The sequence below is a fragment of the Corynebacterium sp. NPDC060344 genome (assembly GCF_042725215.1).
Taxonomy (GTDB): Bacteria; Actinomycetota; Actinomycetes; order Mycobacteriales; family Mycobacteriaceae; genus Corynebacterium.
In genome coordinates, this window is the sequence record NZ_JBHXCS010000001.1 from 596,374 (window position 1) to 609,033 (window position 12,660).

Annotated in this window: 9 protein-coding genes; 6 read left to right on the forward strand and 3 right to left on the reverse strand. The window is 70.2% G+C overall.

Annotated features, from left to right (window positions below):
• Positions 1–8 precede the first annotated feature (8 nt).
• From ACFWGD_RS02650 to ACFWGD_RS02660, 3 genes are read left to right on the forward strand one after another with little or no spacing between them, the layout of a single operon-like run.
• Positions 9–1,163: a PDR/VanB family oxidoreductase gene (locus ACFWGD_RS02650; RefSeq protein WP_377776949.1), complete on the forward strand. Its 1,155-nt coding sequence runs from the start codon at positions 9–11 to the stop codon at positions 1,161–1,163.
• A gap of 7 nt (positions 1,164–1,170) precedes the next feature.
• The gene (guaD, locus tag ACFWGD_RS02655; protein ID WP_377776950.1) at positions 1,171–2,466 is read left to right on the forward strand and encodes a guanine deaminase; all 1,296 of its coding nucleotides are present in this window, start codon (positions 1,171–1,173) and stop codon (positions 2,464–2,466) included.
• Complete coding sequence (locus ACFWGD_RS02660) at positions 2,463–3,281, forward strand: SDR family NAD(P)-dependent oxidoreductase (RefSeq protein WP_377776951.1); 819 nt, start codon at positions 2,463–2,465, stop codon at positions 3,279–3,281. Before guaD ends, ACFWGD_RS02660 begins: the two co-directional genes overlap by 4 nt.
• A gap of 113 nt (positions 3,282–3,394) precedes the next feature.
• On the opposite strand, the gene ACFWGD_RS02665 is transcribed toward ACFWGD_RS02660, so the two are convergent.
• Positions 3,395–4,705, reverse strand: a complete 1,311-nt coding sequence (locus tag ACFWGD_RS02665) for a hypothetical protein (RefSeq protein ID WP_377776952.1) — start codon at positions 4,703–4,705, stop codon at positions 3,395–3,397.
• A gap of 203 nt (positions 4,706–4,908) precedes the next feature.
• On the opposite strand from ACFWGD_RS02665, the gene ACFWGD_RS02670 reads away from it, so the two are divergent.
• The 3 genes from ACFWGD_RS02670 (at position 4,909) to ACFWGD_RS02680 (ending at position 10,417) form a co-directional block, all read left to right on the forward strand.
• Positions 4,909–6,570 carry a YdiU family protein gene (locus ACFWGD_RS02670; protein ID WP_377776953.1) on the forward strand — a complete coding sequence of 554 codons (1,662 nt, stop codon included), beginning with the start codon at positions 4,909–4,911 and terminating at the stop codon, positions 6,568–6,570.
• A gap of 529 nt (positions 6,571–7,099) precedes the next feature.
• Entirely contained in the window at positions 7,100–8,719 is a 1,620-nt protein-coding gene (locus tag ACFWGD_RS02675; RefSeq protein WP_377776954.1) for a Re/Si-specific NAD(P)(+) transhydrogenase subunit alpha, read from the forward strand.
• A gap of 3 nt (positions 8,720–8,722) precedes the next feature.
• Positions 8,723–10,417 carry an NAD(P)(+) transhydrogenase (Re/Si-specific) subunit beta gene (locus ACFWGD_RS02680; RefSeq protein ID WP_377776955.1) on the forward strand — a complete coding sequence of 565 codons (1,695 nt, stop codon included), beginning with the start codon at positions 8,723–8,725 and terminating at the stop codon, positions 10,415–10,417.
• Between the two features lie 222 nt (positions 10,418–10,639).
• Here ACFWGD_RS02680 and ACFWGD_RS02685 read toward each other — a convergent pair whose 3' ends face one another.
• On the reverse strand, positions 10,640–10,915 hold the full coding sequence (locus tag ACFWGD_RS02685; RefSeq protein WP_377776956.1) for a hypothetical protein: 276 nt from the start codon (positions 10,913–10,915) through the stop codon (positions 10,640–10,642).
• Positions 10,916–10,971: 56 nt separating this feature from the next.
• Positions 10,972–12,657, reverse strand: coding sequence for a glycerol-3-phosphate dehydrogenase/oxidase (locus tag ACFWGD_RS02690; protein WP_377776957.1), 1,686 nt, complete (start codon positions 12,655–12,657; stop codon positions 10,972–10,974).
• Positions 12,658–12,660 lie beyond the last annotated feature (3 nt).

The following is a 12,660-nucleotide window of genomic DNA, read 5'->3' on the forward strand; positions in this document are numbered from 1 at the left end:
GGGCGGCGATGACTGATGCGGTGGTCCATTCCATGACCCGTTCGTCGGCGCGCAGCTTGCTCATCGAGCTGCGCCACCCCGGCGGCGTGTTCCCGCTTTACGACGCCGGCGCCCACATCGACGTCCACCTCCCCGGCAGCGGCGGGGACGCTGGGACGGCGGGCGCGGGCGACGGTCCCGTGATTCGCCAGTATTCGCTGGTCAATCCGGGTGACCGGCGCGACCGGATGCTCATTGCGGTGTCGTTGGACGATTCCGGCCGCGGCGGTTCCCGGTTCATCCACGAGCGCGTGCGCGTGGGAGATCGGCTGCGGGTGTCCGCCCCGCGCAATCACTTCCGGCTGGAGGCTCCCGCCGCAGGACCCGCCGGCGCGACCGACGCGGCTGACGGAGCTAACGGGGCTAACGGGGCTGACGGGGAAGCCACGCCGCGGCGCATGCCCCCGGTGGTGCTGCTCGCCGGCGGCATCGGCGTGACGCCCCTGGTCGCGATGGCCGAACAGTTGCACCGGGAGGCGACCGACTTCGTCCTCCATTGCTTCGCCCGCTCCGCCGGGGATCAGCCGCTGCGCGAGTACATCGCGGGTCGCCCCTGGGCGCCGGAGGTCGCGTGGCACCTCAGCGAGGAGGGTGATTCCTTCCGCACGTCCGGGCTCCCGGGCGGCTACGTCGACGGTGCGCGGCTGTACGTGTGCGGTCCCGCCGGGTTCATCGAGGCCGCACGCCGCCGCGCGGCCGAGTCCGGGTGGCCGGAGGAGGCGGTGGCGTCGGAAAAGTTCGCGGCCACCGCCTCCCCCGCGGTCCCAGCTGCGGACCCGGCCGGCACCGGAGATGCGGCCGCTCCGGAAGATTCGGCCGCCCTTGGATCCACGGCCGGTACGGCCGATGCAATGGATACGTCCTTCGACGTCATCGCCGCGTCCACCGGTGAAAAGATGACCGTCCCCTCCGGCTCCACGATCGCCGAGGTGCTCGTCGCCCACGGCTATCCGGTGGAGCTGTCCTGCGAGCAGGGCATCTGCGGGTCGTGCATCACCGGAGTCCTCGACGGCACCCCGGATCACCGCGACGAGGTGCAGACCCCGGCCGAGCACGCCGCGAACACCTCCATCAACGTGTGCTGTTCGCGGGCGTCGACGCCATCGTTGACGTTGGAGGTGTGAGCGCCTCATGACCAGGATCATTCGCGGCCACGTGGTCACGCCCGTCGCCGGTGGCGGGGATTCGCTGACGGAGTTTCCGGATGGGGCCGTCGTCACGCGGGATGGGGTGATCCTCGCAGTCGGCGAGTTTCGCGACCTGCGCGCCGACCACCCGGATGCCGCCGTGGACGACCATCGGGGGCGGCTGCTGGTGCCCGGATTCGTCGATTGCCACGTGCATTATCCCCAGCTCGGGATGATCGCCTCGCCCGGGCGCGAGTTGCTCGGCTGGTTGGAGGACTACACCTTCCCCGCCGAGCTGGCCTTCGCCGACGACGGCCACTGCGCGGCCGCCGCCGAGGAATTCTGCGACCACCTCGTGGCCAACGGCGTGACCACCGCCTGCGTCTACGCCACCGTTCACCCCGGTTCGGCCGACGCGCTGTTCCGGTCGGCACAGCGCCGTGGCCTGCGGATACTGACCGGCAAGGTGTGCATGGACTGCAATGCGCCGCCGGGCCTGCTCGATACCGCGGAGTCCGCCTACGCCGACAGCCGGGCACTGCTGGAGCGGTGGCACGGGGTCGACCGGCTCGAGTACGTGATCACCCCGCGCTTCGCGCCGACGTCGTCGGAGGCGCAGCTGTCCGCGCTCGGCGCCCTGGCCGCGGAGTTCCCCGACATCGCCATCCAGACGCACCTGTCGGAGAACCAGGGCGAATGCTCATGGGTCGCCGAGCTCTTCCCCGGCGACGCCGACTACACCGCCGTGTACGAGCGCCACGGCCTCGTGCGGCGCCGCAGCGTCTTCGGCCACGCCATCCATCTCTCCGACGGGGAGTTGTCCCGCCTCGGCGCCGCCCGCGCCGCGTTGGCGCATTGCCCGACGTCGAACGGGTTTCTCGGCTCGGGGCTGTTCGATTTGGCCAGGGCCCGCGCCGTCGACGGGCTGCACGTCGGCTTCGGCTCCGACGTCGGCGCCGGCACCAGCTTGTCGCCGCTGGCGACCATGGGCGAGGCGTACAAGGTGTCCCGGCTCAGCGGCGCACCATTGTCGACCGCCGACGCGTTTCGCTTTACGACGATCTTCGCCGCCGACGCCCTCGGCCTCTCCGACCGGGTCGGCAGCCTGGAGCCCGGGAAGGACGCGGACGTCGTGGTCCTCGATCCTCTGGCGAGCCCGATTCTGCGGCAACGCCTCGACGGTGGGGCCGGGTCCGAGGTCGGTTCGCCGACGACCGAAGAGATCCTCTTCGCGATGATGACCCTCGGCGACGACCGCTGCGTTGCGCGCACCTACGTCGCCGCTACGCTCGCCTCATGAGCATCTTCCGCAGCAACGCGACGCCCACCGGCCCCCGCAGGGTCCTGATCACCGGCGCCGCCTCGGGTTTCGGCCTGGAATTGGCCAAGCGCTTCGTCGCCCGCGGCGATCACGTCATCGCGACCGATCTTCATGACGCGGCGAACGGGGACGTCGCAACGCTCGGTGAGCGGTGCACCTACCGAAAGCTCGACGTGACCTCGGACGCGGACTGGGAGGCGGCGGCCGCTGAGGTCGGCGCGGTCGATGTGCTGGTGCTCAACGCCGGCATCGCGGTCGGCGGGGCGATCGAGAATGTCACCATGGAGACGTGGCAGCGGGCGCTGGACATCAATCTGCTCGGCGCCGTCCGCGGTTGCCGCGCGTTCGTGCCGCTGCTGCAGCCGGGCGCGCAGATCGTCATGACCTCGTCGATCGCCGGCCTGATCCACCCCATCAAGATGTCCACGTACAACGCCACGAAGGCCGCCGTCGTCGCGCTGGCGGAAACGGTCGATTTCGAGCTGCGCGAGCGCGGCATCACCACCACGGTCGTCTGCCCGCAGTTCTTCCGCTCCAACCTCGCCGACTCCCTGACCGGCGACGATGCCGAGGCCGACGACCTCGCCCGCACCTTGCTGACCAAGACTCCCCTCACCGCCGCGACCGTCGCCGACCGCGCGATGAAGGGCATCGACGCCCGCCGCCAGGTGGTCACGCCCGATTCCGTCGCGGTGGTCGGCTGGTACGCCAAGCGCTTCGCCCGGCCGCTGTACCTCGCGGCGATGCGGAGGGCCGGCAAGGGCGCGAAGCGTCTGGCCGCGCGGAGCAGGTAGAGGCTGCTTGACGACGGCACGGTGGGGGAAGTTCCCCGGTGCCGTCGTCAAGCAGAGGCGTTGGGTCGCACGGCCGGACTGAAGCGCCCATGCCGGGGCCGTGGGCGGTGGGATTACTCCGACAGCAGCGCGTCCGGCAGATTTGCCCAGCGCATCCGCACGACCTGCCGCGCGGTGTCGGGGTCGAGTCCACGGTCGAGGCATTTGACGATCTCCCGCTCGACGGTCTGGGGCTCCCCGTCTTCCCCGCTCCCGGCGGCGGCACCGAGAATGTCGACCCAATCCTCGACGTCCTCGCGCGTGGTGCGGTCGAAAAGGCCGGACTCGACGGCCATCTTCTCGGCGGCGTCGTCACGGAACCACTGGCCCATCGCCGGGAAGTACAGCTGCCACCCGCCGGCGCCGAAACGGATCAGGCAGGGGTCGGCGTTGTCGTCCCACACCGCCTCGATGAAGTACACCCACGTCGACGCCTCGATCGCCTGCTCGGCGGGCGAATCAACGCCGGGGATGTCGAACAACGGCAGGGCGTCCGTCCCGCCGAAGCTGTCTTCGGCCTCCTCATCTTCGTCTTCGTCGTCGTCGAGAAAGTCGAAGGAGTAGTCGAAGTCGTCGACGTCATCTTCATCGTCTTCGTCGTACTCGAGCTCGTCGTCATCGGCGTCGGCTTCGTCGTCAACGTCATCGTCGTACTCGTCGCCCTCGAGCTCCGCCAGGAACTCACGGAAGCGCTCGGCGGGCAACCCGTCGACCATCGGATAGTCCGGCTGGCCGGCGCCGAGGTCGTAGACGGTCATGGTGTCGCCCCACATCTCATCGACGAACTCGTGGGCAAGGCGCCGATCCTCCGCGAAATCGTCCGCCAACCCCTTGCGCGACGCTGCCAGCACCTCGGTTTCGTACAGGCGCTCGTAGGTCCAATTGATCACGTCGATCATCGCCTCGGACCGCGACTGGAAGTACGCCCGGGCGCTGGCCGGCGGCGGGCCGTCGACTCCCCACCCGTTTCCCTGAGGAGGACCGATGAACCGGGTGAGCAATCGCAGGTCGGGGTCCATCAGCTCGAAGAGGAGCCGCGCCCGGTCAGCGTGCGGCGGGCACCCGATGAAACAGCCCAGCGTCGGCTGCTCCTGGGTGAGCGAGCCGACCCACAAGAACTGGCAATGCAGCCCCTCGGCAATCCGCGACGCCAACCTCGCCCGCTCCCAGCGGTAGGACTGCGACAACTGGACCTGGCGGATGACGGGGGTGTCGCGCACCTCGAGTTCGTCGTCGTCAAGCAAGTGCTTCGGCGTCGTCGTCGCGCCCTGCTCCGCCAACAACCCGAACGCAACCTGCATGTGCAGCTCCATGTTCCGGGTGTCATCATTGGCATCCGCCCACGCGAACAACCGCTTGACCTGCTGCATCAGATGAAGGTCCATGGCCGGGCCCTCGCTTTCGATCCTCGGCGCTGCGGCCGGCACCACGGCCGGTTCCGCGGTTGCGCCCGCAGACTATGCGGCGCCCCGGATCGCGCTCGGGCTCGCACCGCGCAGGTTTTCGAAAGGGTCCGGGGCTCACCGCCCGGTCGCTGCCGCAACGCCACGCGCCCCACCGCCGTCCTCGCCGTCCGTAGACTCGACCCATGTCACCGACGAGCGAGCCGACCACCACTCCCGACCAGCCCGTCCGCCTGACCACCGACTTCGCCGACGCAATGCCCGAGATGGCCATCGACTGGGCCGCGCAGGAAGCGCCGGCGCCCGAGATCGTCGTGCTCAACGACGACCTCGCCACCGAACTCGGCCTCGACCCCGACTGGCTGCGCACCGGCGCGGGCATCGACTTCCTCCTGGGCCGCGCTGGGGCAGATCACGACACCCCGGCCCCCTACCGCCCCGTGGCCCAGGCGTATTCCGGCCACCAGTTCGGCCAGTTCGTCCCGATCCTCGGCGACGGCCGCGCGCTGCTGCTCGGCGAGATCACCGACCGCGACGGCACTCTCCGCGACATCCACCTCAAGGGCTCCGGCCCCACCCCGTTCGCCCGGCGCGGCGACGGCCTGGCCGCGCTCGGCCCGATGTTGCGCGAGTACCTCGTCGCCGAGGCCATGCACGCCCTGGGCATTCCCACGACCCGCGCGCTGGCGGTCATCGCCACCGGCGGCCGCGTCCAGCGCGAGCGCGCCCTTCCGGGGGCGGTCCTCGTCCGCGTCGCGTCGAGCCATCTGCGCGTCGGGTCCTTTCAGTTCGCGAGGGCGCACGGGGGCGATGACGTCGTCAAGCGACTCGTCGACCACGCCGCGACCCGCCACCAACCGCACATCCTGGACCTGCCGGAAACCGAGCGCCCGATCGCGCTGTTCGATGCCGTCGCCGAAGCGCAGGCCCGCCTCGTCGCCGCGTGGCTGGGCGCGGGGTTCGTGCACGGGGTGATGAACACCGACAACATCACCATCTCCGGCGAGACCATCGACTACGGCCCGTGCGCATTCCTCGACGCCCACGATCCGCGCGCCGTGTTCAGCTCCATCGACCGCCAGGGCATTTACGCCAACGGCAGCCAGCCCCGCGTGCTCGAGTGGGATCTGGCCCGGTTCACCGAGACCCTCGCCCCGCTTTACGACGACGACGCCGACCGCGCCCTGGCCATCGCCCGCGAGCGACTGTCCGGGTTCAAGGGCCTCGTCGACGGCCGGATCCTGGAGACGTGGAAGGAGAAGCTGGGGCTGGGGGCCGGGGCCGATGGTGAGTCCGGCGGCGGGGCCGATCATGGCGCCGATCCGGATGCTGCGCGCGATGAGGTGGCCGTGTCCGCGGTCGTCGAGGAATGGTTGGCGATGCTCGGCGACGACAACCCCGACCACACCCTCGTCCACCGCGCGCTGACGCTCGTCGCCGCCGGCGGAAAGGCGCAGGGCTCGGGCGACGGCCATGACTCCGCCGATACCCATGACGCCGCCCATGCCGACGTCGAGCCCGAGGTCGCCGAGGCCGCGTTCCTCGCCCACTTCTCCGACGGCGACCGCGCGAAGGAATGGCTGGAGACTTGGCGCGAGCTCGACCCCGACGCCGAATTGATGAGGCGGGCAAACCCCGTCTACGTTCCCCGCAACCACCTCGTGGAAGAGGCACTGGCTGCCGCGGGCTCGGGCGACGCGAACGAGCCGCGCAACATGGGCCCGTTCCATGCGCTGCTGGCGCGGATCACCGATCCGTTCGAGCCCAGCGGCAACCCCGACGACGAGCGCTACGAGCGCCCCGCCCCACCCGAGTTCGGCGACTACACGACTTACTGCGGCACGTAGGCCGGCCACCGTCCCCTCCCCGGTTAACCCACCCCGAATGGCGAAAAAGGGCCGTTATAACGGGTGGGTTAGGACATTCGAGGTGGGTTAGCGTGTGGGCGCTGCTCCACGCGAAGTGGCGGTGGGTGCGACGGGACCGCATACGCCAGCAGCCCAGCCCCTCCCGAGTTCGGCGACTACACCACCTATGCGGGACGTAGCCCAGCCAGCCGTCCGGCGGCGCACCACACCCCCACCCCCGCGCACCACACCCGATGTGGGGCGCGGGGGCTTTTTTGTGCCCGAAAGCTCCCCATCTTCGCACCGGGACACCGTTTTCCGGGGCGCGGCCGACCAGGTCGCGCAGCGTCGTCGTCAAGCAACTGGATGATTCCAGAACCGTTTTCCGCGAAACCCCCACGAAACATGCGGTCTTCATCTTTTAATAAGCACACCGCAGACGGAGGCGCATCGGCCACCCCCGGTTCCCACATCAACCGCCGCCGAACGCCCGCTTTCCACGTCCCGCAAGCACACTCAGGAGTCCACAGTGCGAATCGGAATCCCCATTGAACCGGATGCCCGGCAGCCGCTCGTCGCGGCGACGCCGGACACGGTGGCCAAGCTGATCAAGCTCGGCTACGACGTCGACGTCCAGGCCGGGGCCGGCGCCCACGCCGCCTACCCGGACGATCTTTACGCGGAGGCCGGCGCGCGCCTCGTCGGCGAGGACGTGTGGCGGGCGGACATCGTCACCACGCTCGACGCCCCTCCCGCCGAGTTCCGCCGCCAGATGAAGCCGGGCGCGATGCTCGTCGCCCGCCTGGCGCCGGGCCGCAATGCGGAGCTTGTCGACGACCTCGCGTCCTCCCACGTCACCGCACTCGCCATGGACGCCGTGCCGCGTCTGTCGCGGGCGCAGTCGATGGACGTTCTGTCGTCGATGGCCAACATTGCCGGCTACCGCGCCGTCGTCGAGGCCGCCAACTCCTTCGGGCGCCTGTTCACCGGCCAGGTCACCGCCGCGGGCAAGGTCCCGCCGGCGACCGTCTACGTCATCGGCGCCGGCGTCGGCGGGCTGGCCGCGATCGGCACCGCGAACTCCATGGGAGCGATCGTCAAGGCCACCGACCTGCGCCCCGAAGCCGGCGAGCAGGTCGAGTCGATGGGCGCGGAGTTCATCCCGATCCCCGTCGCCTCCGAGAAGTCCTCCGACGGCTACGCCAAGGAAATGACCGACGACCAGGCCACCGCCGCCGCGAAGCTCTACGCCGAGCAGTCGGCCGCCGCGGACATCGTCATCACGACGGCGAACATCCCGGGCCGCCAGTCCCCGCGCCTGCTCACCGCCGACGACGTCGCCGCCATGCGCCCCGGCAGCGTCATCGTCGACATGGCCGCGGCCAACGGCGGCAACTGCGAGCTCACCGTCGCCGGCGAAGTCATCGTCACCGACAACGGCGTCACCATCATCGGCCACACCGACCTCGCCGGGCGCCTGCCCGGGCAGGCGTCGCAGCTCTACGGCCAGAACATCGTCAACCTGTTCAAACTGATCACCCCGGACAAGGACGGCACGCCCATCCTCGATCTCGACGACGAGATCGTCCGCGGAATCACGGTCACGCTGAACGGGGCGTCGTCAAGCAAGGGCGGCGACACCGGCAACGTCGAGGCCGAGACCACCGGCGCGGCCACCGACACCCGCATCCTGTGGCCCCCGCCGCCCGTGCAGGTCTCCGCGACGCCCGCCGCCGCGGCGCAGGAAAAGCTCGCCGCCGCGGCCACCGCCGAACAGCCCGAAAAGGTCGCTTTCATGGGCGGCGCGAAGGCCAAGGTCGGCCTGGCGCTGGCCGTGCTGCTCGGCGTCGCCGTCATCCTCGCCAGCCCCGCCAGCGTCAGCGTCAACTACATGGTGCTCACCCTGGCCATCGTGCTCGGCTTCTACGTCATCTCCGCCGTCACCCCGCGACTGCACACCCCGCTGATGTCCGAGACCAACGCCATCTCCGGCATCGTCCTCGTCGGCGCGATCCTCGTGGTCAGCTCCAGCAACATCGTGGTCAGCTCGCTGGCGTTCCTGGCCATCCTGCTGTCGTCGATCAACATCTTCGGCGGCTTCACCATCACCGACCGCATGCTCGGCATGTTCCGCAAGGAGGAGGCGTAAACCATGAGCGCACTCACCATCACCGACACCGCGCACACCGCGCTGGTCACCGCAGCCGGGGCCGCCGCAGGCACCGGGACCGACGGCGGCACCGACGCGCTGCTGGACTGGACCAACCGCCTGTCCACCCTCGGCTACATCGCCGCGGCCCTGCTGTTCATCCTGTCGCTGGCCGCGCTGTCCAAGCCCGAAACCGCCCGCCGCGGCAACACGCTGGGCATGACCGGCATGGGCATCGCCGTGCTCATCGCCATCGTCCAGGCCACCGCCACCGCCGCCCGCGACACCACCGGCGAACACAACGGCCCCCTGGTCACCGTGCTGCTCATCGGCCTGGCCATGGCGCTCGGCGGCATCTTCGGCGTCTGGCGCTCGCGCTCCGTCGAGATGACCGGCCTGCCCCAGCTGATCGCCTACTTCAACGGCTTCGTCGGCCTGGCCGCCGTGTTCATCGGCTACAACTCCTTCATGGAAGACGGCGGCTTGACCGGCAACGCCCAGGCCTTCCACCTCGGCGAGGTCTTCCTGGGCACCTTCATCGGCGCCGTGACCTTCTCCGGCTCCATCGTCGCCGGCCTGAAGCTCGCCGAGAAGATCAAGGGCGCCCCGGTGCTGCTGCCGGCGCGCAACCTGCTCAACATGGCGATCCTGCTGGTCTCGCTCGGCCTGATGGTCGCGTTCATCATCGCCGGCGACGGCTCCCTGGCGTGGATTGCGCTGGGCGTCATGACCGCCCTGGCCCTGTTCCTCGGCTGGCACCTGGTCATCGCCATCGGCGGCGGCGACATGCCCGTCGTCGTGTCGATCATGAACTCCTACTCCGGCTGGGCCGCCGCGTTCACCGGCCTGATGCTGGGCAACCCGCTGCTGATCATCACCGGCGCGCTGGTCGGTTCGTCGGGCGCGTACCTGAGCTACATCATGTGCCAGGCGATGAACCGCTCCTTCCTCAACGTCCTGCTCGGCGGCTTCGGCACCGACGGCGGCACGGTGGCCGGTGGCGGCGAGGCCGGCACCCACACGGAGGTCTCCGCCTCCGAGACGGCCGACCTGCTGAAGATGGCCAAGTCCGTCATGATCACCCCGGGCTACGGCATGGCCGTGTCCCAGGCTCAGTACCCCGTCGCCGAGCTGACCCGCACCCTGCGCGAGGCCGGCAAGGACGTCACCTTCGGCATCCACCCCGTCGCCGGCCGCCTGCCGGGCCACATGAACGTCCTGCTCGCCGAGGCCAAGGTCCCCTACGACCTGGTCCTGGAGATGGACGAGGTCAACGACGACTTCGCCGACATCGACGTCGTGCTGGTCATCGGCGCCAACGACACCGTCAACCCCATCGCCGAGCAGCCCGGTTCGCCCATCGCCGGCATGCCCGTGCTGAAGGTGTGGGAGGCCGAGAACGTCGTCGTGTTCAAGCGGTCCATGGGCTCCGGTTACGCCGGCGTGCAGAACCCCCTGTTCTTCAACGACAACACCGACATGCTGCTCGGCGACGCGAAGTCGTCCGTGGAGAACATCATCTCCGAGCTGAAGTCCGGTGCCGGTGCCGCGGGTGCGGGTGCCGCCAAGGGTGCCGGCCGCTCGGGTGGCCCGGGAGACGCGAAGTCCTCCGGCGCTGCGGACGCCGCGGGATCCCCGAAGGGCGCCAAGGACGCGTCCGGCGCCCGCCAGGTCCCGGCCTCCGTCCACCGGAAGTAGCCGGTTCCCGGTAGTTCGGGCGGCCTCGCCCACCGGACCCCTGCGGAGCGCACAAACACCTACGTTCCGTGCAGGTACCTACGTTTAAACGTAAGTATCTGCACGGAACGTAGGTTTTTTTCCGTGGTGGGGAGGGCGCGGGCCGGGCGCGGTCGTCGCGGGTCGGCATTGCCACGGCTTTTTCGCTTGACGACGCCCACCTCCCGGCCATCCGCCGCCCCCTTATTCGGCTCCGGGGACTCCGGCGGCGATGTTGGCGGCGCGCAGGCCGTTGTCGCGGGTGAGGGGCTTCGCCGCGGTCGCCGGAGTGGCGGAGGCTCCGCCGGACGTAGTGGTCGCGGCATCGGTGGTGCCGGTGGCGGCGGTCGGCGGAGTGGCGGAGGTCCGGGCGGATGAGTGCGAGGATCCGGACGCGGTCAGCTTGCGGATGATCTTCGCCGCCAACCTCGGCCTCTCCACCAGCACCCAGTTAATTGCCCTGTTCCGGATGTCGTTCACCGCCACCGCCACCTTTCCTCGCGTTCCCAGCTTCTTCCCCACTCGCCGGTGCCCGTTCACAGGTCGCCGTCCACGGTGATGCCGTGCAGCTCGAGGACCTCGCGGGCGAACGGCACCGCAGCCGCGCGGTCCTCGGCGATCATGCCGATGCGCGTGCGGCGGTCGACGATGTCGCCGACGGTCAGCGCCCCCTCGTGGGTGACGGCGTATTCGAACTCGGCGCGGGTGACGTCGAAACCGGCGACGCGGCCCAGCGGGTCCGGCACCGTCGCGGCGGCGACGACCTTCGGGGCCTCGTGGCCGAACCGTGCGACCAGCGACTCGGGCAGCGCGGCCAACTCGGACTCCGCCACTCCCCTACTGCCGGCATGTCCCGGGGCGCCGACCAGCGGCATCTCCATCGTGCGACACTCGGCGGCACGGATGCCCCGATCCGCGAGAACGAAGTCGACGGCCTCCTGCGCCATGAGCCGGTACTCGGTGAACTTGCCGCCGACGATGGAGATCAGCCCATCGCCGGACTTCACCGTCGCGTGCCGCCGCGACAAGTCCGCGGTCGATTCCCCATCTCCCGACGCCTCTTCGACGATCTCGGTGTCGGGCCCCTCGGGCACGAGCAGCGGCCGCAGCCCGGTGAACGCGCCGCGCACGTCGTCGCGGGTGACCTTCGTGCCCAGCGCCCGGTTGATGTTGTCCAGCAGGAATTCGACGTCGGACTCCGGCGTCGGCGGGATGTCGGGGATGGGGCCGGGGGTGTCTTCGTCGGTAAGCCCCAGGTACACGCGTCCCAGCTGCGCGGGCAGGATGAAAAGGTAGCGGCTGATCGAGCCCGGCAGAGGAATGGTCAGCGCACCGGTCGGGTTGCCGAACGTCGCGGCGTCGAACACGAGGTGGGTGCCGCGCGAGGGCCGCACGCGGATGCCGTCGTCGAGCCCGCCGGCCCACACGCCGGTCGCGTTGACCACGGCGCGGGCGGGCAGGTGGAAGCGGTCGCCGGTGAGTTCGTCGACGAGCGTCGCGCCATCGCCGGTGGCATCGACGACCGCGCAGTGCGTGAGCACGCGGGCGCCGTGACCTGCGGCGGTGCGCGCGATGGCGGTGACCACGCGGGCGTCGTCGATCATCTGGCCGTCGTAGTTCACCCACGCCCCGCGCAGGCCGTCGCGCAGCGCCGACGGGACCATCGACAGCGTCGCCGCGCGGCTCAGGTACCGCGAGCGCGGCAGGATCGACGACGGCGTCCGGGCGGCGATGCGCAGCATGTCCCCGGCGATGTAGCCGATGCGGACGGCGAGCTTTTGCGCGGTGGTGGTGTCGTCGGCAAGCGGGGTGACCTGCGGCAATGCGCGAATCAGGTGCGGCGCGATGTGCCGCATCAGCCGCCCGCGCTCGACCGCGGAGTGGTACGCGATGCCCAGCTCCAGCTTGGTCAGGTACCGCAGGCCGCCGTGGGCGAGCTTCGAGGACCAGCGCGAGGTCCCGAACCCCAGGTCATGCTTTTCGACGAGCACAACGTCCAGCCCCCTGGTCACCGCATCGAGTGCGACGCCCACGCCGGTGATGCCGCCGCCGATGACGATGAGGTCGACGGGATTGCCGGGATTGCCGGGATCACCGGAGGTCGCGCCCTCTCCGGCGCGCGCCTTCAGCTCGTCGAGCCACGCGGCGCGGCGGGCCGGGTCGAGCGCGGTGGGATCCGCCGGGGTGCCCGGCGCGGGGTCCGTGTCGTGTGCGGTGTCCATCGG

What these genes read in the sequence shown, in the direction of transcription:
- ACFWGD_RS02660 (WP_377776951.1), top strand. Translation starts at nt 2,463, where the DNA reads ATGAGCATCTTCCGCAGCAACGCGACGCCCACCGGCCCCCGCAGGGTC.
- ACFWGD_RS02665 (WP_377776952.1), bottom strand. Translation starts at nt 4,705, where the DNA reads ATGGACCTTCATCTGATGCAGCAGGTCAAGCGGTTGTTCGCGTGGGCG.
- ACFWGD_RS02670 (WP_377776953.1), top strand. Translation starts at nt 4,909, where the DNA reads ATGTCACCGACGAGCGAGCCGACCACCACTCCCGACCAGCCCGTCCGC.
- ACFWGD_RS02690 (WP_377776957.1), bottom strand. Translation starts at nt 12,657, where the DNA reads ATGGACACCGCACACGACACGGACCCCGCGCCGGGCACCCCGGCGGAT.
- guaD (WP_377776950.1), top strand. Translation starts at nt 1,171, where the DNA reads ATGACCAGGATCATTCGCGGCCACGTGGTCACGCCCGTCGCCGGTGGC.
- ACFWGD_RS02680 (WP_377776955.1), top strand. Translation starts at nt 8,723, where the DNA reads ATGAGCGCACTCACCATCACCGACACCGCGCACACCGCGCTGGTCACC.
- ACFWGD_RS02650 (WP_377776949.1), top strand. Translation starts at nt 9, where the DNA reads ATGACTGATGCGGTGGTCCATTCCATGACCCGTTCGTCGGCGCGCAGC.